This is a genomic window from Caproiciproducens galactitolivorans (assembly GCF_026672255.1).
Lineage (GTDB): Bacteria > Bacillota > Clostridia > Oscillospirales > Acutalibacteraceae > Caproiciproducens > Caproiciproducens galactitolivorans_A.
This window is the reverse complement of the sequence record NZ_JAPOHA010000002.1, coordinates 254996-277478: the sequence shown is the minus strand read 5'-3', so window position 1 is coordinate 277478 and position 22483 is coordinate 254996. Positions and strand designations below refer to the sequence as shown.

The following is a 22483-nucleotide window of genomic DNA, read 5'->3' as shown; positions in this document are numbered from 1 at the left end:
CGAAAGCCATCCGCTTTAGCGTGCTACTATAATAGCATACTAAAATCATTATGTCAAGAAATACTCTGCAACATCAAGAATGATAGAATATTGGCGGGAATGTTTTGAGCAAAAAAGGGCGAAGGCTTCAAAATACGTACGCATTCGACGGATAACAGCCGCCGTATTCCCCAAAACAAACCGCCAATATCCATAGGATTTGGTATTACAGAGTACTAGAACAAAGTCATTTGACTGCTTTGCGGCAAACCGGCAAGCGCGCCGGCTTCTCCCAGGGTTTCGATAACGGATTTGGATACTTTGGAACGTGCCTGCAAATCGTCAACCGATATGTAAGGGCCCTTTTCTTTCGCGTCAGCCAGACTGTTTGCGGCAGCCTCGCCAACGCCGCTGAGCGAAGAAAACGGGAGCCGGATTTTTCCGTCTTCCACCAGATATTTTCTGGCGTCCGACTTGTAAAGGTCAACCGGAAGCACGTCGATTCCGCGCGCGAGCATTTCATTAATGATCTGGAAAGTGGAATACGCGGCTTCTTCCTTTGCGCTGGCCTCTTTTCCCTTCATGCTGATTTCATTCATGCGGCGCCGTACGGCTTCCCTGCCTTTCATAACCGTAGCCCCGTCGAAATCTTCCCCCCGAACCGTGAAGTAGGCGGCATAGTATTCGACCGGCCTGTGCACCTTGTACCAGCCGAGGCGTAAAGTGGAAATCATGTACGCGGCGGCGTGCGCTTTCGGGAACATGTACTTTATTTTCATACAGGAATCAATGTACCACTGCGGCACATTATGATCTTTCATTGCTTTGATATGCTCTTCCGTAAGGAGCTTCGTCGCTTTGCCCTTACGGGTAATTTCCATGATTTTAAATGCCATTTTCGGCTCAAGACCTTTGTGCAGCAGGTAGGTCATAATGCTGTCACGGGTACCGATTACTTCCGAAATGGTGCAGGTCTTGTTTTTAATCAGTTCCTGCGCGTTGCCAAGCCAGACATCCGTACCGTGGGACAGGCCGGATACCTGCAGCAGGTCGGAAAAGGTTTTCGGCTGGGAATCGATCAGCATCTGGCGGACAAAGCTTGTACCGACTTCCGGCAGTGAAAACGTGCCGGTTTTGGAATCGATATCCTCCGGCTCAACCCCGAGCGCTTTGGTGGACGTGAACAGGGACATTACCTCGGGATCGCTCATGGATACCTCCATGACCGGAATCCCGGTGTAATCTTCAAGGTAGCGGTAAATGGTCGGCACATCATGGCCAAGTTCGTCCAGCTTACAGATCGTGTCGTGAATGGAATGGAAATCGAAGTGTGTGGTAATGTTATCGGAATTCTGGTCGTTCGCCGGGTGCTGAACCGGGCAGAAATCGTAAACTTCCATTCCTCTGGGAACAACAACCATGCCGCCCGGATGCTGGCCCGTGGTCCGTTTGATTCCGGTACAGCCCGTTGCAAGCCTCTGTTCCTCCGCGCGGTGCATAACGATGCCTTTTTCTTCCGCGTACTTTTTTACAAATCCAATGGCGGTCTTGTCCGCAACCGTAGCAATCGTTCCGGCTTTAAAAACATTGTCCTTTCCGAACAGTGTTTCCGTGTAGCGGTGCGCGCTTGTCTGGTATTCGCCGGAAAAGTTCAGGTCAATATCCGGCGTTTTGTCGCCATCAAATCCAAGGAAGGTTTCGAACGGAATCGTGTGGCCGTCCCGGTTGTAATCCGTGCCGCAGACGGGGCATTTTTTCGGCGGCAGGTCGAAACCGCTTCCGTAGCTGCCGTCCGTAATAAACTCGCTGTGCTTGCAGTGCGGGCAGACATAGTGCGGTTCCAGCGGATTCACTTCCGATATACCGGACATATTCGCAACAAAGGAAGACCCGACGGAACCACGCGAGCCGACCAGATAGCCGTGCGCCACCGAATCGGCAACCAGCTTCTGTGCGGTCATATACAAGATGGAAAAGCCGTGCTTCGTAATGGAGCCGAGTTCGCGGTCTAGGCGCTTCTTTACGATTTCCGGCAGCGGGTCGCCGTAAATTTCTTTCGCCCTTGTCCAGGTAATGCTGGTAAGCTGTTCCTCCGCGCCTTCAATAAACGGAGGGAAAGTGCCTTCCGGAATCGGCCGGATTTCTTCCGTCATATCGGCAATCCGATTGGTGTTTTTCACAACCACCTCATAGGCTTTCTCTTCGCCTAAATAGGAGAATTCCTGCAGCATTTCCGCCGTTGTACGCATATAAAGCGGGGCCTGCATGTCCGTATCCTTGAAACCCTGCCCGGCCATCAGAATTTTCCGGTAATCGCCGTCCTTCGGGTCCATGAAATGGACGTCGCAGGTAGCAACCACGGGTTTATTCAGTTTTTCGCCCAGTTTAATGACGGTACGGTTAAACTCCTTGAGTTTTTCCTCATCCGGCACCAGACCGTCCCGCACCATAAACTGATTGTTCTCAAGCGGCTGAATTTCAAGATAATCGTAAAAGCTGGCAATTTCACATAGGGTTTCCCATGGCTGCGCATTGAAAATCGCCCTGTAAAGTTCACCCGCTTCACAGGCACTGCCAATGATCAGCCCTTCCCGATGCTGCACCAGCTCACTTTTGGGGATACGGGGTTTTTTATAAAAATAATTCAGATGGGCTTTCGAAATAAGTTTATACAGATTTTTCAGACCGGCTTTATTCTTTACCAGTATGATCTGGTGGTAGGACGGCATTTTTTTCGGGTCACCGCCTGCCAGCGACGTATTGATATCCTTTACCGTTTGTGCGGATGTATCCTCTTTCAGGCGAAGCAGAAGTGCGATAAAGATTTTGCCGAGCACGGTGGCGTCGTCGCTTGCGCGGTGATGATTGAACGGGTCGAGTTTTAAATATTTGGCAACCGTATCCAGTTTGCAGTTTTTAATCCCTTTCAGCATCGACCGGCACATTGGCACCGTATCGATATAGGTATACGGGAACTCCATTCCGCTCCGCTGCGCCGCGACCCGGATAAACGATGTATCGAAATCGGCATTATGCGCAACCAAAACCGCGTCGCTCCCGCAAAAATCATAAAAAGCCTGAATAGCTTCTTTTTCCAGAGGCGCGTCTTTCACCATATCGTCCGTAATTCCGGTCAGCTCCGTTATTTTAGCCGGAATCGGTATCTGCGGATTGACAAAGGTATCGAAGCTTTCCGTAATCTCACCGTTTTTCACCCGGACCGCACCGATTTCGGTAATCCGTTCCTTACTCGGGCTTAAACCGGTTGTTTCAATATCAAATGCAATAAACTCATCGTCGAGGGATTTGGAAGACTTTCCTTTTACAGCCTGTACCAAATCATTGACAAAATAGGCTTCCACGCCGTAAATCACTTTGATATGGATATCTTTCTTTTTCAATTCTTCAACCGTATTCATTGCCTCCGGGAATGCCTGCGCAACGCCGTGGTCGGTAATCGCAATAGCGCTCTGCCCCCATCCCGCCGCGCGTTTAATCAGCTCTCCGGCGGAATTTACACCGTCCATACTTGACATATTGGTGTGCAGATGGAGCTCCACCCGCTTTACGTCCGCTTTGTCCACCACTTTCATCTGCTGCACCGTACGGATACTTTTTGCCCGCAGCACAATTTCGTGGTCGTATTTATCATATTCGATCTCGCCGTGCGCAATAATAGACATTCCGTTTCCCAGCGTATCAAGCGCTTTGCACTGGGGAACCATCTCAATGATTTTCAGCGTCATTGAGCCGGTGTAGTCCGTTATATTCATCGTGATGATTTTTCTTTGCCCGTCCCGCGTGATTCTCTCGTCTTTCTGGAAGATTTCGCCCCAAATGGTTACCGTGCCGATATCGGGAGTAACCCGGCTGATCAGAATCGGTTTCGTTTTTGTCGGGCGTCCATATAACTCACGGGCGGTTTCGGGAATCATCGTGGGAAGCAGCGTTTCGCCGGAACGAATCTGAATCGTTTTCGGCGTTTTGTCGTGGTTCAGATTCGATTCGTAAGTTTCTACCTCTTCCACGACTGCTTCACGCCGAACCTTTTCCTGCTGTTTCAGCTTTTTTTCAATATAAACCGGATTTTGGCTGTCCAGCGAAAGAAGGCCGTCAAACTCTACCGTCAGGCCGACGCCGAATTCTTCCTGAATTAATTTGGAAAGCATCCGGTCGACATGGCGCGCAAGCAGCAGATCGCGGCCCCCGTGCAGCAGAGAAACAATCAGCTTCCCGTTTTCCAGCCGCGCGGTGGAACCCTTCAGGATTCCATTCACGCTGGCTTCGCGGTGCTTCAGTTCCATTACCAGGCTTGGATAATAATCGATGCTGAAGCTGTCCGAAGGGAAGGACGGAAGGATGCGCGCTTTGGAAAGCTTTAGCTCTTTACAGGCAACAATCCGCTTTTCCACGTCATAAAGCACGCGGCGCTCCACCAAAGATGGAAACGCCACGTCCGCAGTAATCATTCTTTTTCCGGTATCAATCTGCAGCGACGAAATACAGCCGTTGCAGACGGGAGAAGGAAGCCGTGCGGCTTCTATGTATTCGCCAAAAAATTCCCCAAACGTCTTCAATGGGATTCACCCTCTACATTTTATCGATCTCCTGCATTAAGCAGTCTATTAATTCATTTTCGGGAACCTTGCGGATAATCTGTCCCTTTTTAAAGAGCAGGCCTTCCCCGTTTCCCCCGGCAATGCCGATGTCGGCTTCGCGGGCTTCTCCGGGGCCGTTTACCGCGCAGCCCATAACGGCAACCTTTATCGGTTTTCTGCACCCTTGCAGGCGCTTTTCCACCTCGTTTGCAATTCCGATCAGATCAATCCGCGTTCTGCCGCAGGTAGGACAGGATACAAACTGAACGCCCTCCTGCCGTAAATTCAGCGCTTTTAGAATATCCAGTCCGGCCGCAACCTCTTTGACGGGGTCGGCTGTAAGAGATACCCGAATGGTATCGCCGATTCCGCGCTGTAAAAGGGAACCGATGCCGATAGCGGACTTGATAATGCCCATGCGTTCCGTTCCCGCCTCGGTTACGCCCAGATGGAGCGGATAATCGCACTTTTCCGACGCCAGTTCATACGCCCGGATTGTTGTGTCAACATCGGAGGATTTCATCGAAATTACGATATCCTGAAAATCAAATTTTTCAAGCAAAGAGGCATGATACAGGGCGCTTTCCACCAGCGCCTGCGGCGTGGGACTTCCGTATTTCGCGAGGATTTCTTTTTCCAGGGAACCGGAATTCACGCCGATGCGTATTGGTATATTTTTGCTTCTGCAAGCGTCGGCAACCGCTTTCACATGGTCGTCGGAACCAATATTTCCCGGGTTAATTCGAATTTTATCAATTCCGGCGGCAACCGCCTCAAGTGCAAGGCGGTAATCAAAATGGATATCCGCAACAAGGGGGATTTTTACAGCGCTTTTAATCGCCGGAATCAACGGAATAGCTTCTATATTCGGTATCGCAGCCCGAATCATATCGCAGCCGGCTTTTTCGAGTTCCACCGCCTGTTTTACACTGCCTTCCACATCCGTTGAAGGCACGTTGAGCATGGACTGTACCGATATGGTTGAACCGCCGCCGATCGGCAGTCCGCCCGCGTAAATTTTTCTGGTCTTTTTCATTATGCCCCCAGCCCCTTGCCGGTCACCAACCGGACAATATCATTGAACGTAACAAGAACCATTAAGCCCATCAGCAAGCAGAAGCCTGCCGTATTTACCAGCCCTTCGTACTTTGGATTAATCGGTTTGCGGCGGATTCCCTCAACAATCAGGAACAAAAGCCTGCCGCCGTCCAAAGCCGGAAGGGGAAGCAGATTCACAACGCCGAGGTTCACCGTAATCAGCATCATCATCATGATGATATTGTTCAGTGCCGCAAGAAAGCTTTGCTTCAAACCGATGGAAGCCGCCTGCCCGATCATGCTTGCCGCACCGACCGGTCCCGCAACGTCTTTCATTCCGAATTTCCCGGTAACCATTCCCACCAGACTGAACCAAACCAGCCGGACGGTGGACACCGTATCCTGAACGGATTTTTGCACAAGCGTAATCGGATTTTTTTCAATCGGCGCTACATAAAAATCCGTTACAAGCGCTTTTTTTCCATTGACTTCTCTTGTATTCAGCTTGACGTTGTCAAAAGTAAGCAGTTTCCCGTTTCTGATAACCTGTATCGTCGTTTTCGACGGGTTCATAATAGATAACGCAAAGCTTAAATCACGGTCGCCGTTGATATCGTAGCCGTCAATATTTTTAAATCTGTCGCCAACCTGCAAGCCTGCCGCCTGAAAAGCGGAATGATCCGTAAACTTGGCAATGGTTGTGGAAGAAAAAGCAGGCTGCTTGCCCAGCAGGATCATCATCAGGACAATGCCGAGGATGATGTTCATTACCGCGCCCATTACCACTACCAAAATCCGTTTCCAAACGGGCCGGTTATTAAACGCATGGTCGTCCGCGCTGTCCTCGTCTTCCCCTTCCATAGCGCAAAAACCGCCGATCGGAAAGGCGCGCAGGGAATACGTCGTTTCCCCTTTTTGAACATGCCAAAGCTTTGGCCCCATGCCGATTGCAAACTCATTAACGCGGATTCCGGACAGTTTCGCCGTAAAGAAGTGCCCGAATTCGTGAATAAAAATAATAAAACTGAAAAGCAATACCGCTATAATCACTAATAATACTTGTATAATACGATCACCTCATCATTTGCCAGCTGCTTTTAGAACATATTCTCTGGCGTATGTATCTGCATTTAAAATATCGTCAATGGATGAAATCTCCCGGACATCCGGCTGATTTTCCATTGCCTGAGCGACCAGCTCGCCGATTTGAAGAAAAGAAATCTGCTGATTTAAAAACAGCTTAACGGCGACTTCGTTCGCCCCGTTTGCCGCTGCGGGCGCAAGCCCGCCGCGTTCGATTGCTTTCCGGCAGGCGGCAAGGCAGGTAAAGGTTTCCGAATCCGGTTTATAAAAAGTCAATTTACCGTAATCGGTCAAATCCAGCTGCCCAACCGGAGAAGGAACACGCTGCGGCCATGTAACGGCGTACTGGATCGGGATACGCATATCCGGCAGGCCAAGCTGCGCGATCACGGAATTGTCTTCATATTCGATCATGGAATGCACTACGCTTTCACGGTGTACAACGACGGAAATCTTGGAAGACGGCATATCAAAAAGCCAGGAAGCCTCCATAATTTCCAGTCCCTTGTTCATCATGGTGGCGGAATCAATCGTAACCTTTGCCCCCATATTCCAGTTCGGATGCTTCAGGGCCTGCTGCGGTGTAATATCCCGCAGTTCCTCTTTGGTTTTTCCTAAAAACGGCCCGCCGGAAGCGGTAAGAATCAGGCGTTTTAATGCTTTTTTCTCCGGACAGCCCTGCAGGCACTGGAAGATAGCGGAATGTTCGCTGTCCACGGGGAAAATCCGGACGGAATTTTCCTTTGCCGCTTTCATAACCAGGGAACCGCCCGCAACAAGCGTCTCCTTATTCGCCAAGGCAACGTCTTTTCCGGCAGCAATTGCGGCAAGAGTCGGCTTTAAACCGACCATACCGACAACCGCGTTTACAATCAAATCCGCGCCGGAAAACGCCGCGGCTTCGCAAAGGCCTTCCATTCCGCCGACCACCCGAACCGGGGTGTCCGCCACCGCAATTTTCAGCTTTTTCGCCGCATCTATATCAAAAACCGCAACAAGTTCCGGTTTAAACTCGCGAATTTGATTTTCCAGCAGCGTGATATTGGAATTCGCCGCCAGCGCACAAACACGAAGGCCCAACCCACGCACGACATCCAGCGTCTGCGTGCCGATCGAGCCTGTTGAACCTAAAATTGATAGACATCTTTTCATTATTATTCACCATTTTGCAATTTTATTGCATCTCTGCCTTAAATTAATGGATAACAATCGGCAGAAAATGAACGAACAAATATACGAACGGTGCTTCGAAAATCACACTGTCGAAGCGGTCCAGAATCCCGCCGTGACCCGGAATCAGTTCACCGAAATCCTTAATATGGCAGCTCCTCTTAATCAGCGAAAAACTGAGATCGCCCAAAATGGACATAATTGTCCCGAAGAAGCCGATTAAAAGCAGCGATAAATAGGAAATATCAACGCTGTAAGCATAAAAGACCACATGAAAAATGTAACCGAAAACGATCATGGCAATGATGTTCAGCACAAAACCGCCGATAACCCCTTCCACCGTCTTTTTGGGACTGATATCCGGGCAAAGCTTATGCTTCCCCCAGCGGCTTCCGGCGAAATACGCTCCGGTATCCGCAATCCACGCTGAAAAAATTCCAATGATAACATAAAACATGCCGTGTTCTCCGCCAAAGGTGCGCAGACTGATAATCGTTTGAAGAGAGGACGGAATCATCAGCGACATGCTGTATATAACGCCGACTTCACGAAAGGTAATAAATTTATGATAGAGTATCAGCGCGCTGAAAATAACAACGGTATAAAGAAAATAAGCCCCCTCTTGCAGGATCGCAAGCTTAATTCCATACGATTCGGCAACAAGCTGCATCAGCGGGATCGCCGCAGAAAGCAGGAGGCTTGGTATAATAAGGACATGGTTTTTGGATAGTCCCAAAGCTAAAATAATTTCATAAACTGCCAATACGGAAATGAGAGAAATTGCTACATTCAAAGCTGCCGGGCAAGTATCGTTAAATAATACGATTGCTGCTAAAAAAATTACAAGAGAAACTCCCGAAGCAACTCTTTGTTTCAATTAAACCCCTCCAAATCGCCTGTTGCGGTTTGCATATTCCTTCAGCGCGCGATCCAAATCTCTCGTTTTGAAATCCGGCCATAAAATATCCATAATAACGTATTCGGAATAGGCGGACTGCCACAGTAAAAAATTTGAAATACGGTTCTCCCCGCTCGGCCTGATAATCAAGTCCGGATCGGGCTGCCCGTCTGTGTACAGTTTTTTGGCTATGGAGTTTTCGTCAATCTCTTCCGGTGATAATCCGCCATTTTTAACTTCTTCCGCTAATAATTTCATTGCACGCGTTATTTCTGCGCGTCCGCCGTAATTCATGGCTATATTTAATACCATACCGGTATGATCTGCCGAAACCGCTTCTGTTTCGGCAAATAATTTTTGAAGCTCCGGCGAAAAAACTGTGGTGTCTCCAATAAAACGTACCTTTATATTCTCATTCAAAAAGTCGCGCAAGGCTTCTTCCAAATACTGCTTGAACAGTTTCATCAGACCGCCGATTTCTTCCTGCGGCCGTTTCCAATTTTCGGTTGAAAATGCGTAAATCGTCAGATACTGTATCCCGATGGAACCGCAGTATCGCGTAATGGTTTTAAAAACAGCCGCGCCGGCAGAATGGCCGACAGAACGCGGTAACCCGCGCTTTTTGGCCCAGCGGCCATTCCCGTCCATAATAATACCGACATGGCGTGGCAGGTATTGATCTTCCATATGTTATCCTATATTTCCAAAATTTCCTTTTGTTTTTTCTCAAACACACTGTCAACCTGTTTGCAGTATTTATCGGTTAAATCCTGTGTTTTCTTTTCGGCCTGTTTCAATTCGTCCTCGGAGAGTTCCGAATTCTTTTTCATTCCCTTGAGCTTTTCCATTGCATCACGGCGGATATTCCGTATGGCAATCTTGCGTTCCTCCGCCATCTTGCTGATATCTTTGACTAAATCATGGCGCCTTTCCTCTGTGAGCGGAGGAAAGGTAATACGGATAATTTTCCCGTCGCTCTGCGGATTGATACCAATATCCGAAGTCTGAATCGCCTTTTCAATCGCTTTGCAAACGGAAACATCCCAGGGCTGAATCGTTAAAATTCTTGCTTCGCTTACGGCGACCGCGGCAAGCTGGTTAATTGCAGTCGGGGTGCCGTAATAATCGACTTTAATCTTATCCAGTACCGCCGGGTTTGCCCTTCCTGCCCGGATTGACGCAAACTCATCCGACAATGCGTCAATACTCTTTTTCATGCGTTCCTCTGCATTTGCCAATACTTCTTTCATTACGAATCCTCCTCTACAATTGTACCGATCGGTTCACCGCATACGGCCTTTAAAATATTTTCCGGCTCATTGATGCTGAATACCAGAATCGGAATTTTATTATCCTTACATAATGAAGCAGCCGTGCTGTCCATTACCTGAAGGTTCTTATTCAGTACTTCCATAAAGGATAACGAATCATATTTAACGGCATTCGGGTTTTTCTTCGGGTCGGAATCATAAACGCCGTCAACCATTGTTGCTTTCATAATAATATCGGCGTCGATTTCGGCCGCCCGGAGCGCCGCCGCCGTGTCTGTTGAAAAAAAAGGATTTCCTGTGCCGCATCCGAATACAACCACTCTGCCCTTTTCAAGATGACGTACGGCACGGTTGCGGATATACGGCTCCGCAATCTGCTGCATCGCGATTGCGGTCTGTACGCGAACCTGCATTCCAAGCTGCTCCAGCGCGTCGGCAACGCCGAGCGCGTTGATCGTGGTTGCGAGCATCCCCATATGGTCGGCACGGGTTCTGTCCATCTGTCCGCTGCTGCGGCCGCGCCAGAAATTGCCGCCGCCGACGACGATTGCGATTTGTACGCCCATGTCCGCGCATTTCTTGATCGGTTCGCAGATTTTTAAGACGGTGTCAAAATCGATTCCATGCGTTGCGTTCCCGGCAAGGGACTCGCCGCTCAGTTTCAAAAGGACTCTTTTATATTTAGGTTTCAAACAGAACACCCCATTATCTTTTTATAATATTTTACAATAAGCATTGTGTAAAGTAAAGGCTTTCATTACTAAATATAGTTATTATTGTCAAGTTTTATAATTTAGAAACATTTAGCCCCACCGGAAAGACGCAAAAAAACAGCGCAGGATGTATCCTGCGCCATTTATAAAAGCGATATTACTTAACCATGCTGGCGATTTCTTCAGCAAAATTATCTTCACGCTTTTCAATGCCCTCGCCTTTTTCAAAGCGCACATAATCGACGATTGCAATTTTGCCGCCCAGTTCCTTCGCGGTAGCATCCGTATACTGCTGAACGGAAAGGTTGCCGTCTTTCACGTAGGCCTGATCTACAAGGCAGATTTCCTTGAAGAACTTTCCGAGTCTGCCGGTAACAATTTTCTCGGCAATCGCAGCCGGTTTTCCGTCGTTGATGATCTGCTCTTTCAGAATCCCTTTTTCATGCTCAACAACTTCGGCCGGTACGGCTTTTTCGTTGAGGTACTGCGGATTGATTGCCGCAATCTGCATGGCAATATTTTTTGCGTATTCTTTGAATTCCTCTTTTGCAGCAATATCGGGGGTTGTATCAAATTGAACCAGAACGCCGATTTTTCCGTTTGCGTGGATATAGGCGGAAACGACGCCGTCCAAACGCTTAAAGCGGCGAATCTTGATGTTTTCACCGATTGTAAGAATTTTATCTTTCAGGAGAGCGTCGACGGTTTGATCCGTACCCTTCACTTTGCACTGAAGAAGCGCGTCAATATCGGCAGGATTCTGCTCGATAACGGTATCCGCGCAGGTTTTTACAAAGTTCTGGAACTCTGCGTTCTTTGCAACGAAGTCGGTTTCTGCGTTGACTTCAATATCAACACCGATATTGCCTTCCTCGTTTACGCCTGCATAAGCCACGCCCTCGGCAGCAATGCGGCCGGCCTTTTTCGTGGCGGCAGCAAGGCCCTTTTCTCTAAGAAAATCGATTGCAGCTTCCATATTTCCGTCCGAAGCTGAAAGCGCTTTTTTACAATCCATCATTCCGCAGCCAGTCTTCTCGCGAAGTGCTGCAACGTCTTTTGCTGTAAAAGCCATTTATATATTCCTCCGCTCTTGTATAATCTAAATATAAAGTAATTTATTCCGCTGCCGCTTCTTCGTTTTCTTTCTCTTCTGCCGCAGCGGCGCCCATCTGGCCTTCTTTTCCTTCAACGATCGCGTTTGCCATTGTTGCGGAAATCAATTTAACGGCACGGATCGCATCATCATTGCCCGGAATAACATAGTCGATTTCGTCCGGATCGCAGTTTGTATCGACAATAGCGACAATCGGAATGCCCAGTTTCTTTGCTTCGGCAACAGCGATTCTCTCTTTGCGCGGGTCAACAATGAAAAGCGCGCCGGGAATTTGCTTCATTTCTTTAATACCGCCAAGGAATTTCTCGAGTTTTTCAATTTCCAGGCGAAGTTTAATAACTTCCTTCTTTGGCAGAAGATCAAACGTACCGTCTTCTTCCATGCTCTTGAGCTGGTTCAAACGGTCGATTCTGCGGCGGATGGTACGGAAGTTTGTTAACATACCGCCGAGCCAGCGTGCGTTAACATAATAAGCACCTGCACGCTCTGCTTCCTCTTTAACGGAATCCTGAGCCTGCTTTTTCGTACCTACAAACAGTACGGACTTGCCTTCCATGGAAAGGTCGCGTACAAAGTTATAGGCTTCTTCCAGTTTTCGAACGGTTTTCTGCAGATCGATAATGTAAATGCCGTTGCGCTCTGTAAAAATATACGGAGCCATTTTCGGGTTCCATCTTCTGGTCTGATGACCAAAGTGAACGCCTGCTTCCAAAAGCTGTTTCATTGATACGACTGACATAATTTTTCCTCCTTGGTTTTTCCGCCGCCTTACCGGATCAGACGCAACACCCTTTCGGGCACCAAATCGTCATAGTAAAGCGTGTGATTTTTATTGCGCAGATGATTATACCATAAAAGGTAAGAATTTTCAAGTTTTTTTCAGTTGTTGCCAAAAAATCCGCCAAATCCGCGCGGACGTTTTCTTGTATGACAGCAATTATTATAACACACTAAGATAGTATCGTCACCGATAACCTGTATATCCTGCCATTTAATAATAATGTCATCCTCCCTTCCTAAAAGGCCAAACCAGCGCAGGCGGCCGTAAATTACAATCGCAATCACGCGCGCGTCCGCCGTATCGATCTCCACATCACAAACACATCCTATCCGCATGCCGTCCTTTATATTGATCACTTCTTTATGGCGCATATCAATAATTCTGCAATTCACGCTCCCACCTCCACTACAGTTATATGCCAGACTTTGTTATATAATTAATTAATTGAATAACCTTATCAAAAATGGTAGAATAGAGTAAAATAAAATCAGGAGGCCAATATGAATATTTGGCATAATATCTCACCAAAAAGAATTCATGCAGATGATTTTTGCGCCGTAATTGAAATACCAAAAGGCTGCAAAATCAAATATGAGCTGGACAAAGAAACCGGCTTGCTCATTATGGATCGAATTCTTTACACATCCACCCATTATCCTGCTAACTACGGTTTCATCCCGCGTACCTACGCGAGTGATAACGATCCGTTAGACGTTTTGGTCCTCTGTTCAGAGGATATTCAGCCTCTGTCACTGGTTCGGTGCTACGCGATCGGTGTTATTATTATGGTGGACAATGGTATGAAGGATGAAAAAATCATCGCCATACCGTTTAACGACCCGAACTATAACAGTTACCACGATATTAACGAACTTCCGAAGCATATCTTTGATGAAATGACCCACTTTTTCTCTGTTTACAAACAGCTCGAAGGAAAGGTCACGGCCATCGACGAGGTAAAAGGGCCGGCGGACGCGGAAGAAATCATTCAGTCCTGCATCAACAGTTATTTAGAGAAGTTCTGTAAATGAAATAGATTGTAAAAGCCGCTGTGAAAATTCACAGCGGCTTTTCTGCGGCTTAAGCGCAAAAGAAGGCACCAAAAAAGTGCAGTCTAATATGGAATACGAAAATCGCTGTATAGAGGATTGTTCTAAAATCAAATACAGCGATTCGAACGATTCATTGCGACGACAGCATGATAAACAAATGATCATTATATGTCTTTTTTAATTTTATCAAGCGCGGCTTTTTCAAGCCGGGAAACCTGCGCCTGACTGATACCGATTTCCGAGGCAACCTCCATCTGCGTTTTCCCCTGAAAAAAACGCATGGAAAGGATTCGCTTTTCCCTGTTATTTAAATCCCGGATAGCTTCCTTGAGCGCGATTTCATCGAGCCAGTTGGAATCGTCGTTGTTATCCCCCACCTGATCCATTACGTAAATCGTGTCGCCGCCGTCCGAGAAGACCGGCTCGTAAAGGGAAACCGGTTCGGCGATGGATTCCAGCGCCAGAACGATATCCTCCCGCGGAAGCTCCAATTCCTTTGCAATTTCGTCAATGGTCGGTTCCCGGTTGTTTTGTGCCGTCATTTTTTCCTTTGCCTGCATCGCTTTATAGGCCGTATCGCGCAGAGACCGGCTGACACGGATGGAGTTATTGTCCCGCAGATAGCGCCGGATTTCGCCGATGATCATGGGTACGCCGTATGTGCTGAAACGAACCCCCTGACTGATATCGAAATGGTCGATTGCTTTAATCAAACCGATGCACCCGACCTGAAAAAGATCGTCCAGATTTTCCCCTCTGTTTGTAAATCGCTGAATTACGCTTAATACAAGGCGCAGATTTCCGTTAATCAGATCTTCGCGCGCTTTTGTATCGCCTTCCTTTACACGGCGCAGCAGCTCCATTTTCTCCTTTTCGGTAAGTACTTTCAGCTTTGAGGTGTTCACCCCGCAGATTTCAACTTTGTTGTACTGCATGCCGTCCCCTCATTCCATGTAAAACTTACTATCATTATTACCATGGGCAGGGTGATTCATGCGAAGGGCAAGTTAAAAATATTCAAAGGGATTGTTTGCTTTTTCACCGTATTCTCGTATATACTATTTATAATTGTAATTTTATAGGATAAGAGGGGCGGAACAATGAAAATAAATTTACCGCCGCAGGTTGAAAAGGCCATCGAAACGCTGAATAATTCCGGATTTGAGGCATACGTTGTCGGCGGCTGTGTGCGCGACACCCTTATGGGGAAACAGCCCTTTGACTGGGATGTTACGACTTCCGCCATGCCGGAAGAAATAAAGAACGCGTTTACCGGCTATAAACGGATTGAAACCGGAATAAAACACGGAACGATAACCGTTCTGATCGGCCAAATGCCGATTGAAGTGACTGCTTACCGGATAGACGGGGAATACAGCGACAGCCGCCATCCGGACAGCGTGCGTTTTACCCGCAAACTGGAAGAAGATTTAGCGCGCCGAGATTTTACCATGAACGCTCTGGCCTATCATCCCGCAAACGGCCTGATCGACTGTTTCGAAGGGCTGAAGGATATCAAGCTCCGGCGAATCCGCTGCGTAGGCGATCCTGACCTTCGGTTTCAGGAGGACGGTCTGCGGATTTTAAGAGCGCTCCGCTTTTCTTCCGTTCTCGATTTTGAAATTGAAAAGGAAACGTCGGAAAGCATCCACAGGAATTGCGGGCGCCTTCGCCTGATTTCAGCCGAACGAATCAATACGGAATTTACAAAACTGATTTGCGGACGGAACGCCGAAGAAATATTACGGGATTACCGATTCACAATCGAACAGTTCCTGCCCGAAATCGCGCCTTTAGCCGCATTGCAAACCGAATCCGGGCAGAATGTTTGGGAACACACGCTGAGAGCGATAACCGCTGCGGAAGCGGTACCCGTGCTTCGTCTGACGATGCTTCTGCACGAAATCGGGAAACCGTTTTATGACAATCAAAATAAAGCAAATCCGGATTTAAAAGGTGCTGAAATTGCAAATCAGGCCCTAAAAAAGCTCCGATATGACGGATGGACTGTCCGTACCATATCGGAGCTGGTAAAGCGGCATAATCTGCCGCTGATCCCTGAAGAAAAACAGATTTTGCGGTATTTAAACCGTTTCGGCGCAGAAAATTTCCGTCTGCTGTTAAAAGTAAAAGAGGCGGACGCGAAAGCGCAGCTTCCGGTTGACAGCAAAACGCTGGAAGATTTGGAAAAGGCAGATCGGATGCTGGAATACATCCTGAAATCCGGGCTATGCTATTCTTTGAAAGGTCTTGCTGTCAGCGGAGCGGATTTAATGAAACTGGGTATCCCGGAGGGAGCCGAGGTCGGCAAAACGCTTACTTTTCTTCTCAACGCCGTAATGGACGGAAAATGCCCGAATGAGCATTCGGAACTGATAAAATACATCAAAAAAGAAGGAACCTTCAATGGAAACGGTTAAACATACTTTACAGCCGGTTTACGACGAAAATTCACGCATTTTGATTTTGGGCACCATGCCGTCGCCCAAATCCCGCGAGGCCGGTTTTTATTACTCTCATCCGCAGAACCGTTTCTGGCGCGTCGTTTCCGATCTGCTGTCACAGGAGCTTCCCACAACAAACGAGGAAAAGACATGCTTCCTGCTTAAAAATCATATTGCGCTTTGGGACGTTCTGAAAAGCTGTACGATTACCGGCGCGGACGACAGCAGCATTCACAATCCCATACCGAATAATATCGCAGGGTTACTGAAAGCAACCGGAATAAACACGGTATTTACAACCGGTTCAAAAGCCGCTTCCCTTTATCATCGCTTTTGCGAGAAGGACGCCGGCGTTCCCGCGATCCCCCTGCCTTCCACCAGCCCCGCCAACTGCCGCCATTACAACTACGAACGTTTAAAAGAAGCATACGGCGTAATTCTTCCCTATCTCGAGATTAATTAACTTACCCGCTCCAAATCCTTCTTTAATCTTTCAATGATCCGTTTTTCCAGACGCGATATGTAGGATTGGGAAATCCCCAGTGTGTCGGCAACTTCTTTCTGGGTATGTTCCTTAGTGTTGTTTAAACCGAAACGAAGCTGCATGATTTCCCGTTCACGCGGGGCCAGATGGGAAACCGCATTCAACAGCAGGTCCCGTTCCACCTCCTGCTCAATATTCCGGTTCACCGTATCCTGATCACTGCCTAAAATATCGGAAAGCAAAAGTTCGTTCCCGTCCCAGTCGACATTCAGCGGATCATCAATCGATACCTCGTTCTTGAGCTGGGAGCTTTTGCGCAGATACATCAAAATTTCGTTTTCAATACAGCGCGAAGCGTATGTAGCGAGCTTGATATTCCGTTCGGGGCAAAACGTGTTTACGGCCTTGATCAGACCGATCGTACCGATGGAAATCAAGTCTTCCACCCCGGCGCTGCTTGACTCGAATTTTTTCGCGATATACACAACCAACCTGAGATTATGGGTGATGAGCGGCTCCCGCGCATTCGGGAGGTTATTCAGAATGTTCTGCATCACCTTCTCCTCTTCCTTTCTGGTCAGCGGCGGAGGAAGCGTTTCAGGTCCGTTGATATAGTGTATATGCCCGTTTAGACCCAGCCGAAGCCATATTCGTGACAGCTTATTTCCCAATTCCCTTATGAAATTATTCATTCCCATTTTCACTTTTCCCTTTTGCCGCTGCCGCCGCGGCGAATGAATCGTCCGCCTACGGCCAAATTTAGGCGGACGTTTTTTGACATAAATCCGGATTCAGAAGCGCGCTGAACGCTCCCAGCTTCGATTTTGTAACCGCTATGTACACTTCATGAATCTCCGTTTTCCGGTTTCCGAAACATACGGTCAGTTTATCGGGCTTAAATGCGGGCAGGAGCCCGGGGCCGGAAACGGACTGGTAAGGAACCAAACGAAATTTTTCATTCTGCTTCGGTATGATATCGATGATGCAGTCTTCAAAAACTACGGCAACCGGATGATTCGAAAACGGTTCGGTCAGCGTATTGCCGGTATCGACTTTTGCCGAACAGGAAACGGTCTTTCCGTTCATATCAATCTGAATCGTACAAAACAAGTCTTCCGGAGCCTGCCGTCCGGTTATGCGGTGAATCAGCCGGATGATGAAATAACAGACAACCGTCATTCCAACCAAAAACAGCGGTGAAATATTAAAATAGACCACCGAATTTTTTATAATCATCCCCTGAGGGGCCAAAAAATACCATAATGCAATCATAAAGCCCGCGAAGGAAAAGCTAATGACATAAAACGCGGCAAGCTCACGCAAAAAATTTTTTAATCCATCATATCGATAAGCCGCCAGAATAATCAGCGCCGACAGCAGCAGCTTCCATAAAAACGACAAAGGCATCGGAATTTCGGGCAATAAGATGGACAGGGAACCCGCGGCGCCCAAAGAAGCGGCGGCAATCAGGCGGGGCCGTTTTACGGGGACGGAAAGGAATTTTGAAACGGCAAGCAATAAAAAATAATTAATAAAAAGATTCACGCCGACCAGAATATCTATGTAGATCTTCTGCTTCAAAGAGATCCCTCCCCGCGTTAAAATTATTATAGCGGTACAAGGTCAAACATTGTGTCAAATATTGTATTGGATAAAGAATTAAAAAGGGAGATAAAAAAACACCGGCCCCTTTTGGAGCCGGCATTTTCATTTTATTGTTGGCCGGGATTTTGGAATTTCTGTTTTGCCTGCTGGATTTTCTGCTGTTCCGCGGCAGGGGTCTGATACCAGCCGCGTTTTTTCATGTCGTCAAAAACTTCCGCCTGAATCTGGTGCTCTTCCTCCAGAATGCGCATAAATTCGTCCCGGATATTCGGAGTTACGCATTCGTTTGCAAACGTATTATAAGATTCCGTCAGATGTTTCTGAGAGGTCAGAACATCCTCTAAAATCTCTTTATCCTGCATCTGCGCACTGCCGGACTGTGAAGTACTTGATTGTGAATTGTTCATTTTTTCCACTCCTTAACTTAAAAAGCTTAAAAGCTTATCGTAATGTCCCTGATGGCGGTTCGCGATCGAATCGCATTTCTGCTTGATGGCCGAATCCGAACACATCTGGGAGTAAGCTTTAAACTTTGTGATAAGAAGTTTTTCTCCGTTGAGCTGATCCTCAATTGCGGTCAGTTCCCTTTCCGTTAACGCCAATTACAACACTCCTTTTTTATTTGGTTTCCTTATTTTTTGCATATCCAAATAAAATATACGTTCCTTTTTATGATTTCAGGCAATTCTATGTAGCCTCACGTTGCTCCTCTTCAAGATCAAGGCCAAAGCTGATAGATAAAGCCTGATCAACCTGTGACATACACGTATTATCAAGGCGCCCCATGCGCTCTTTCAGCCTGTGCTTATCAATTGTACGAACCTGTTCCAGCAATACGACGGAATCCTTGGCAAGACCGGTGGTTTGTGCGTTCAGCATAATATGCGTTGGAAGATTGGCTTTCGCCCGCTGGCTGGTAATTGCCGCCGCGATCACGGTCGGACTGAACCGGTTTCCAACGTCGTTTTGTACAATCAGAACCGGACGGACGCCTCCCTGCTCCGAACCAACGACAGGGCTCAGGTCGGCATAATAGATATCGCCTCTTCGAATATTCACCACTTTCACGCTCCGCATAATTTATGATATAGTTTCTGCCAATATTCTTGACATTGCAAAATGGTTTTATTCACAGGCAGTCCCTAACACATAATATTATTTACGGGCGGTTGATGACATAAATATAAAATAAAAAAGGTGCAACCGACGTCACACCTTTTCTTTATTGTAATTATAAAACTTTACGGATAAATTTTTTTGCGGAAAAGCGAGCGTTTGGATATTGCCTGAATTTTTATCGACGGTAATAGTGAAATCACAGTCATTCAAATTCCCGGTAAAGGTTCCGTTTGAACCCGGCGTTAAAGAATCGCTTCTTTCCGCATAATCCAAAACCTGCAAAAGAGCCACGGCAAAGGAAGTATCCGGCAGTACACAGTCTTCGCTTTTTGCGCAGACATCCCCGTAGGAAACGGAAAAGCCGTCTCCGTCCCAGTTATAGGATAAACCGTTTAAATCGCCGTTCAAAAGCTGAACACTTGCCCTGCCCGGCGCGCTGCGGCTCAGGTTGCAGGAAAATTGCTCGCCGTTAAAATTTACATCGGCTTTGCATTGGAAACAGAAATTAATATCGGTTGTTTCCATGGTCGATGCCGCGCAGGCTGTGGAGGGCAACATCAAAATGAAAAAAGCAAAAATACAGAATATTCGGCGCATGGCTGTACATTCTCCGCAAAAATAATATTGAGCGCCGCGTTATTTTGCGGAAAACAGGCGGCTTTCCTGCTCAATTTCCAAAAACAGCCCTGGAAGCATTTCAATGATGTCGGTCGGAAGCATCGCGCACTGGGAAAGTTCTTTGGCACACCGGTCACCGGCGGCTCCATGAAGGTAAACCGCACCGACCGCCGCTTTTACCGGTTCCATGCCCTGTGCAAGAAAGGAAGCCATCATCCCCGCCAGTACGTCGCCGCTGCCGCCCTTTGCCATTCCTGCATTTCCGGTCATATTCAAATGCGCCATCCCGTTCGGTTCCGCAATCAGCGTGCCGGCGCCTTTGAGTACCAGAATCACATTGTGCTCTTTTGCAAAGTTCCGGGCATACTCGAGCCGATGGGACTGGACGTCTTTTACCGAGGTTTTCAGCAGGCGGGCCATTTCACCGGGATGCGGCGTTAATACGATCGGGGCATGGGCTGTTTTCAATATATTTATATTCTCGGCCAGTATGTTTATGCCATCCGCGTCAACGATGAGCGGTATTTGTGATTCGGAAATAAGCCGGCAGACAAGTTCCGCGGTTTTTTTGCTCTTCCCCAGCCCGCACCCGATCAGGCAGGCGCTTGCAGCGGAGAAAGCTTGAAAGAAAGCCGCACGGCTTCCATCCTGTAAATTCCCTTCCTGATCATAATCAAGCAAAGTATAAACCGGTTCGATTACCCGGGAGGCGACAATGGGATAAATCGACCTCGGGAGCGCCACGTTTACCAGACCGGCGCCGCAGCGAACAGCCGCCTTCGCGCTCATAATTGCCGCTCCGGCCATCCCGTCACTTCCGCACAGGCACAGCAGACGCCCATAATCCCCCTTGTTGCTTTCCGGGCTCCTCCGTGAAAAGAAAGAATGGACATCGGCCTGCTCCGTTACTTCAAAGGAATGCTCCTGACTATTGATAAGCTCCGAGCGGATACCGATCGGCGCAACGGCGATTTCCCCGCAAAATTCCTGCGCGGGCCGAATCAGATGTCCGTTCTTCAAAGTGGAAAACGTAACCGTATAGTCCGCTTTTATACATTCCCCTTCCACCGCGCCGGTTTCGCAGTTCGCCCCGCTCGGCATATCAACGGCAATAACGACCGCGGAGGAATTGCGAACCGCATGGAAGGGACGAAGCAGGCTTTGCGCGGCGGAACCGTGAAAGCCCGTTCCGTAAATTGCATCCAGAACAAAATCCGCGTCCGAAATCAGCCGGTCGGCCGTATCCGCGTTGTCGCTGTAATTGACGATGCGAACCGCTGTGCCGCGCAGGCGGGAAAACATGGTTTTCGCGATTTCCGTCACAGGATAGCCGTCGACAAGGAGCACGGAAACCTGTGCGCCGTATTCCGAAAGGAGGCGGGCGGCAACAAATCCGTCCCCGCCGTTATTTCCTTTTCCGCATAGGATCACCGCCTGCTTGTTGGTTAAGCTGAACTTTTTCCGCATAAACCGGACTGCCGCGGCACCGGCGTTTTCCATCAGCTCCAAATAGCTCATCCCTGCGTCTACGGCCTTTTTTTCAAGCTCCCTCGACTGTTCACAGTTTAATACCTTCATCGCGTTTCTCCTCCCCGATTACGACCGCGGACGCATATTCTTTCGTATGCGTTACACTGACGTGAAAAATGATTCCCCTCTGTTCCGCAATTCGCAGCGCGTTTCCGCTTAAATGCAAATACGGTTCCCCGCTGTTTTTCCGCAGAAGCTCGACATCGCTGAGCAAAAATCCCCGTATCCCGGTGCCGAGCGCTTTGGAAAAGGCTTCTTTTGCGCAGAAGCTTGCCGCAACGCTCTGAACAGGAAATCCGCGCATCTCAAGTTGGGAATACTCGGATTTGCCGAGTATCCTCCTTAAAAAGCGCGGATTGGATATCGATTTTTCTATTCTTTTATTTTCTATCAGATCAATTCCTACCAAAAGCATCCAATGCTACCTGCCTTGTAAGAAATGGCTTTATCGCCGTGAGAACCTTTTCATTGGGACTGAACAGCACCAAAACGTTTCCCTTTTGCGGATGACGCGCGACAAAGCACCAGGTATTCTCGCCCTTTTCGTTATCCGACGCATCGATGCGCTGTGAATACGATTTTGCATGCTGATCCTTCGCACGGTATTTTGCAAAGTATTCGATATCGTGCGCATCCACGGAAAGAACACTTTTTCTTTTACGGCGGGAAATAATTTTATCGATGGTAATATCGCTGTTCGTCACACTGTACTCGTATTCAATGCTGCGGGATGTAAAAATAAAATAAGCCGCGGCAATAAGACCGACCAGCACAGGCAGAAGGAGCATGGGAATCATCGCGGCGATCAGGGAAAGAATGATTCCGATTCCGAGAAGTACGGCGATATAGATGAAAATATCCTTGCTTCCAATTTTTTTCTTGACAATCTGTTCAATAAAAATATCCATTCATATCTCTCCAACACCATATATTATTCGTTATTGTAGCATAACATGCTCCGGTTTGCAAGGACAGTCCCATCGGAA

Annotated in this window: 24 protein-coding genes; 3 read left to right on the top strand and 21 right to left on the bottom strand. The window is 47.9% G+C overall.

All coding sequences use genetic code 11. The features are described 5' to 3' along the window. Positions 1-215: 215 nt before the first annotated feature. From OUY18_RS02965 to OUY18_RS02915, 11 genes are all read right to left on the bottom strand, one after another. Positions 216-4556 carry a PolC-type DNA polymerase III gene (locus tag OUY18_RS02965; protein ID WP_268057216.1) on the bottom strand — a complete coding sequence of 1447 codons (4341 nt, stop codon included), beginning with the start codon at positions 4554-4556 and terminating at the stop codon, positions 216-218. A 13-nt stretch (positions 4557-4569) separates the two neighbouring features. Next, entirely contained in the window at positions 4570-5613 is a 1044-nt protein-coding gene (ispG, locus tag OUY18_RS02960) for a flavodoxin-dependent (E)-4-hydroxy-3-methylbut-2-enyl-diphosphate synthase (protein WP_268057215.1), read from the bottom strand. Further along, on the bottom strand, positions 5613-6665 hold the full coding sequence (locus OUY18_RS02955) for a M50 family metallopeptidase (RefSeq protein WP_268057214.1): 1053 nt from the start codon (positions 6663-6665) through the stop codon (positions 5613-5615). Before OUY18_RS02955 ends, ispG begins: the two co-directional genes overlap by 1 nt. Positions 6666-6695: 30 nt before the next feature. Next, positions 6696-7850 carry a 1-deoxy-D-xylulose-5-phosphate reductoisomerase gene (locus OUY18_RS02950; protein WP_268057212.1) on the bottom strand — a complete coding sequence of 385 codons (1155 nt, stop codon included), beginning with the start codon at positions 7848-7850 and terminating at the stop codon, positions 6696-6698. Between the two features lie 43 nt (positions 7851-7893). Then, the gene (locus OUY18_RS02945) at positions 7894-8745 is read right to left on the bottom strand and encodes a phosphatidate cytidylyltransferase (RefSeq protein WP_268057211.1); all 852 of its coding nucleotides are present in this window, start codon (positions 8743-8745) and stop codon (positions 7894-7896) included. Continuing rightward, positions 8746-9453 carry an isoprenyl transferase gene (locus OUY18_RS02940; RefSeq protein WP_268057210.1) on the bottom strand — a complete coding sequence of 236 codons (708 nt, stop codon included), beginning with the start codon at positions 9451-9453 and terminating at the stop codon, positions 8746-8748. A gap of 8 nt (positions 9454-9461) precedes the next feature. Then, positions 9462-10016 carry a ribosome recycling factor gene (gene frr / locus OUY18_RS02935; protein ID WP_268057209.1) on the bottom strand — a complete coding sequence of 185 codons (555 nt, stop codon included), beginning with the start codon at positions 10014-10016 and terminating at the stop codon, positions 9462-9464. Next, the gene (pyrH, locus tag OUY18_RS02930; protein ID WP_268057208.1) at positions 10016-10729 is read right to left on the bottom strand and encodes a UMP kinase; all 714 of its coding nucleotides are present in this window, start codon (positions 10727-10729) and stop codon (positions 10016-10018) included. The genes frr and pyrH overlap by 1 nt, the downstream gene beginning before the upstream one ends. Before the next feature lie 178 nt (positions 10730-10907). After that, on the bottom strand, positions 10908-11822 hold the full coding sequence (gene tsf / locus OUY18_RS02925; protein WP_268057207.1) for a translation elongation factor Ts: 915 nt from the start codon (positions 11820-11822) through the stop codon (positions 10908-10910). Positions 11823-11865: 43 nt separating this feature from the next. Beyond that, positions 11866-12603, bottom strand: coding sequence for a 30S ribosomal protein S2 (gene rpsB, locus OUY18_RS02920; RefSeq protein WP_268057206.1), 738 nt, complete (start codon positions 12601-12603; stop codon positions 11866-11868). A 140-nt stretch (positions 12604-12743) separates the two neighbouring features. After that, positions 12744-13037 (bottom strand): YlmC/YmxH family sporulation protein, encoded by a 294-nt coding sequence (locus OUY18_RS02915; protein ID WP_268057205.1) that lies wholly within the window; start codon positions 13035-13037, stop codon positions 12744-12746. A gap of 108 nt (positions 13038-13145) precedes the next feature. Here OUY18_RS02915 and OUY18_RS02910 point away from each other — a divergent pair, with 108 nt between their 5' ends. Then, positions 13146-13676, top strand: a complete 531-nt coding sequence (locus tag OUY18_RS02910; RefSeq protein WP_268057204.1) for an inorganic diphosphatase — start codon at positions 13146-13148, stop codon at positions 13674-13676. A 185-nt stretch (positions 13677-13861) separates the two neighbouring features. Here OUY18_RS02910 and sigG read toward each other — a convergent pair whose 3' ends face one another. Then, positions 13862-14632, bottom strand: a complete 771-nt coding sequence (gene sigG / locus OUY18_RS02905) for an RNA polymerase sporulation sigma factor SigG (protein ID WP_268057203.1) — start codon at positions 14630-14632, stop codon at positions 13862-13864. A 165-nt stretch (positions 14633-14797) separates the two neighbouring features. Between sigG and OUY18_RS02900 the strand changes: the two genes are divergently transcribed. Both OUY18_RS02900 and OUY18_RS02895 read left to right on the top strand, forming a co-directional pair. Beyond that, positions 14798-16117, top strand: a complete 1320-nt coding sequence (locus tag OUY18_RS02900; RefSeq protein ID WP_268057202.1) for a CCA tRNA nucleotidyltransferase — start codon at positions 14798-14800, stop codon at positions 16115-16117. After that, entirely contained in the window at positions 16104-16604 is a 501-nt protein-coding gene (locus OUY18_RS02895; protein ID WP_268057201.1) for a DNA-deoxyinosine glycosylase, read from the top strand. The genes OUY18_RS02900 and OUY18_RS02895 overlap by 14 nt, the downstream gene beginning before the upstream one ends. On the opposite strand, the gene sigE is transcribed toward OUY18_RS02895, so the two are convergent. The 9 genes from sigE to OUY18_RS02850 all read right to left on the bottom strand — a co-directional run bounded on the left by sigE (position 16601) and on the right by OUY18_RS02850 (position 22405). Continuing rightward, a complete protein-coding gene (gene sigE, locus OUY18_RS02890) occupies positions 16601-17323 on the bottom strand; it encodes an RNA polymerase sporulation sigma factor SigE (RefSeq protein ID WP_268057200.1) in 723 nt (240 codons plus the stop codon). The genes OUY18_RS02895 and sigE overlap by 4 nt on opposite strands. Positions 17324-17384: 61 nt before the next feature. Next, positions 17385-18206: a sigma-E processing peptidase SpoIIGA gene (locus OUY18_RS02885; protein WP_268057199.1), complete on the bottom strand. Its 822-nt coding sequence runs from the start codon at positions 18204-18206 to the stop codon at positions 17385-17387. Positions 18207-18337: 131 nt separating this feature from the next. Continuing rightward, positions 18338-18637, bottom strand: a complete 300-nt coding sequence (locus OUY18_RS02880) for a spore coat protein (protein WP_268057198.1) — start codon at positions 18635-18637, stop codon at positions 18338-18340. 12 nt (positions 18638-18649) lie between these two features. Then, the gene (locus OUY18_RS02875; protein WP_268057197.1) at positions 18650-18832 is read right to left on the bottom strand and encodes a spore coat protein; all 183 of its coding nucleotides are present in this window, start codon (positions 18830-18832) and stop codon (positions 18650-18652) included. A gap of 85 nt (positions 18833-18917) precedes the next feature. Then, positions 18918-19307: a type II toxin-antitoxin system PemK/MazF family toxin gene (locus tag OUY18_RS02870; RefSeq protein ID WP_419196110.1), complete on the bottom strand. Its 390-nt coding sequence runs from the start codon at positions 19305-19307 to the stop codon at positions 18918-18920. 132 nt (positions 19308-19439) lie between these two features. Beyond that, positions 19440-19874: a hypothetical protein gene (locus OUY18_RS02865; protein WP_268057195.1), complete on the bottom strand. Its 435-nt coding sequence runs from the start codon at positions 19872-19874 to the stop codon at positions 19440-19442. 111 nt (positions 19875-19985) lie between these two features. Continuing rightward, a complete protein-coding gene (locus OUY18_RS02860; RefSeq protein WP_268057194.1) occupies positions 19986-21545 on the bottom strand; it encodes an NAD(P)H-hydrate dehydratase in 1560 nt (519 codons plus the stop codon). Further along, entirely contained in the window at positions 21526-21912 is a 387-nt protein-coding gene (gene acpS, locus OUY18_RS02855; RefSeq protein WP_268057193.1) for a holo-ACP synthase, read from the bottom strand. Before acpS ends, OUY18_RS02860 begins: the two co-directional genes overlap by 20 nt. Next, a complete protein-coding gene (locus OUY18_RS02850; protein ID WP_268057192.1) occupies positions 21893-22405 on the bottom strand; it encodes a DUF6106 family protein in 513 nt (170 codons plus the stop codon). The genes acpS and OUY18_RS02850 overlap by 20 nt, the downstream gene beginning before the upstream one ends. Between the last annotated feature and the right edge of the window lie 78 nt (positions 22406-22483).

Bases quoted from the DNA above. Each gene is read 5' to 3' on its own strand.
- ispG (WP_268057215.1), bottom strand. From the start codon at position 5,613: ATGAAAAAGACCAGAAAAATTTACGCGGGCGGACTGCCGATCGGCGGC.
- OUY18_RS02950 (WP_268057212.1), bottom strand. From the start codon at position 7,850: ATGAAAAGATGTCTATCAATTTTAGGTTCAACAGGCTCGATCGGCACG.
- OUY18_RS02940 (WP_268057210.1), bottom strand. From the start codon at position 9,453: ATGGAAGATCAATACCTGCCACGCCATGTCGGTATTATTATGGACGGG.
- frr (WP_268057209.1), bottom strand. From the start codon at position 10,016: ATGAAAGAAGTATTGGCAAATGCAGAGGAACGCATGAAAAAGAGTATT.
- tsf (WP_268057207.1), bottom strand. From the start codon at position 11,822: ATGGCTTTTACAGCAAAAGACGTTGCAGCACTTCGCGAGAAGACTGGC.
- rpsB (WP_268057206.1), bottom strand. From the start codon at position 12,603: ATGTCAGTCGTATCAATGAAACAGCTTTTGGAAGCAGGCGTTCACTTT.
- OUY18_RS02910 (WP_268057204.1), top strand. From the start codon at position 13,146: ATGAATATTTGGCATAATATCTCACCAAAAAGAATTCATGCAGATGAT.
- sigG (WP_268057203.1), bottom strand. From the start codon at position 14,632: ATGCAGTACAACAAAGTTGAAATCTGCGGGGTGAACACCTCAAAGCTG.
- OUY18_RS02900 (WP_268057202.1), top strand. From the start codon at position 14,798: ATGAAAATAAATTTACCGCCGCAGGTTGAAAAGGCCATCGAAACGCTG.
- OUY18_RS02895 (WP_268057201.1), top strand. From the start codon at position 16,104: ATGGAAACGGTTAAACATACTTTACAGCCGGTTTACGACGAAAATTCA.
- sigE (WP_268057200.1), bottom strand. From the start codon at position 17,323: ATGGGAATGAATAATTTCATAAGGGAATTGGGAAATAAGCTGTCACGA.
- OUY18_RS02880 (WP_268057198.1), bottom strand. From the start codon at position 18,637: ATGAACAATTCACAATCAAGTACTTCACAGTCCGGCAGTGCGCAGATG.
- OUY18_RS02870 (WP_419196110.1), bottom strand. From the start codon at position 19,307: ATGCGGAGCGTGAAAGTGGTGAATATTCGAAGAGGCGATATCTATTAT.
- OUY18_RS02865 (WP_268057195.1), bottom strand. From the start codon at position 19,874: ATGGAAACAACCGATATTAATTTCTGTTTCCAATGCAAAGCCGATGTA.
- OUY18_RS02860 (WP_268057194.1), bottom strand. From the start codon at position 21,545: ATGAAGGTATTAAACTGTGAACAGTCGAGGGAGCTTGAAAAAAAGGCC.
- acpS (WP_268057193.1), bottom strand. From the start codon at position 21,912: ATGCTTTTGGTAGGAATTGATCTGATAGAAAATAAAAGAATAGAAAAA.
- OUY18_RS02850 (WP_268057192.1), bottom strand. From the start codon at position 22,405: ATGGATATTTTTATTGAACAGATTGTCAAGAAAAAAATTGGAAGCAAG.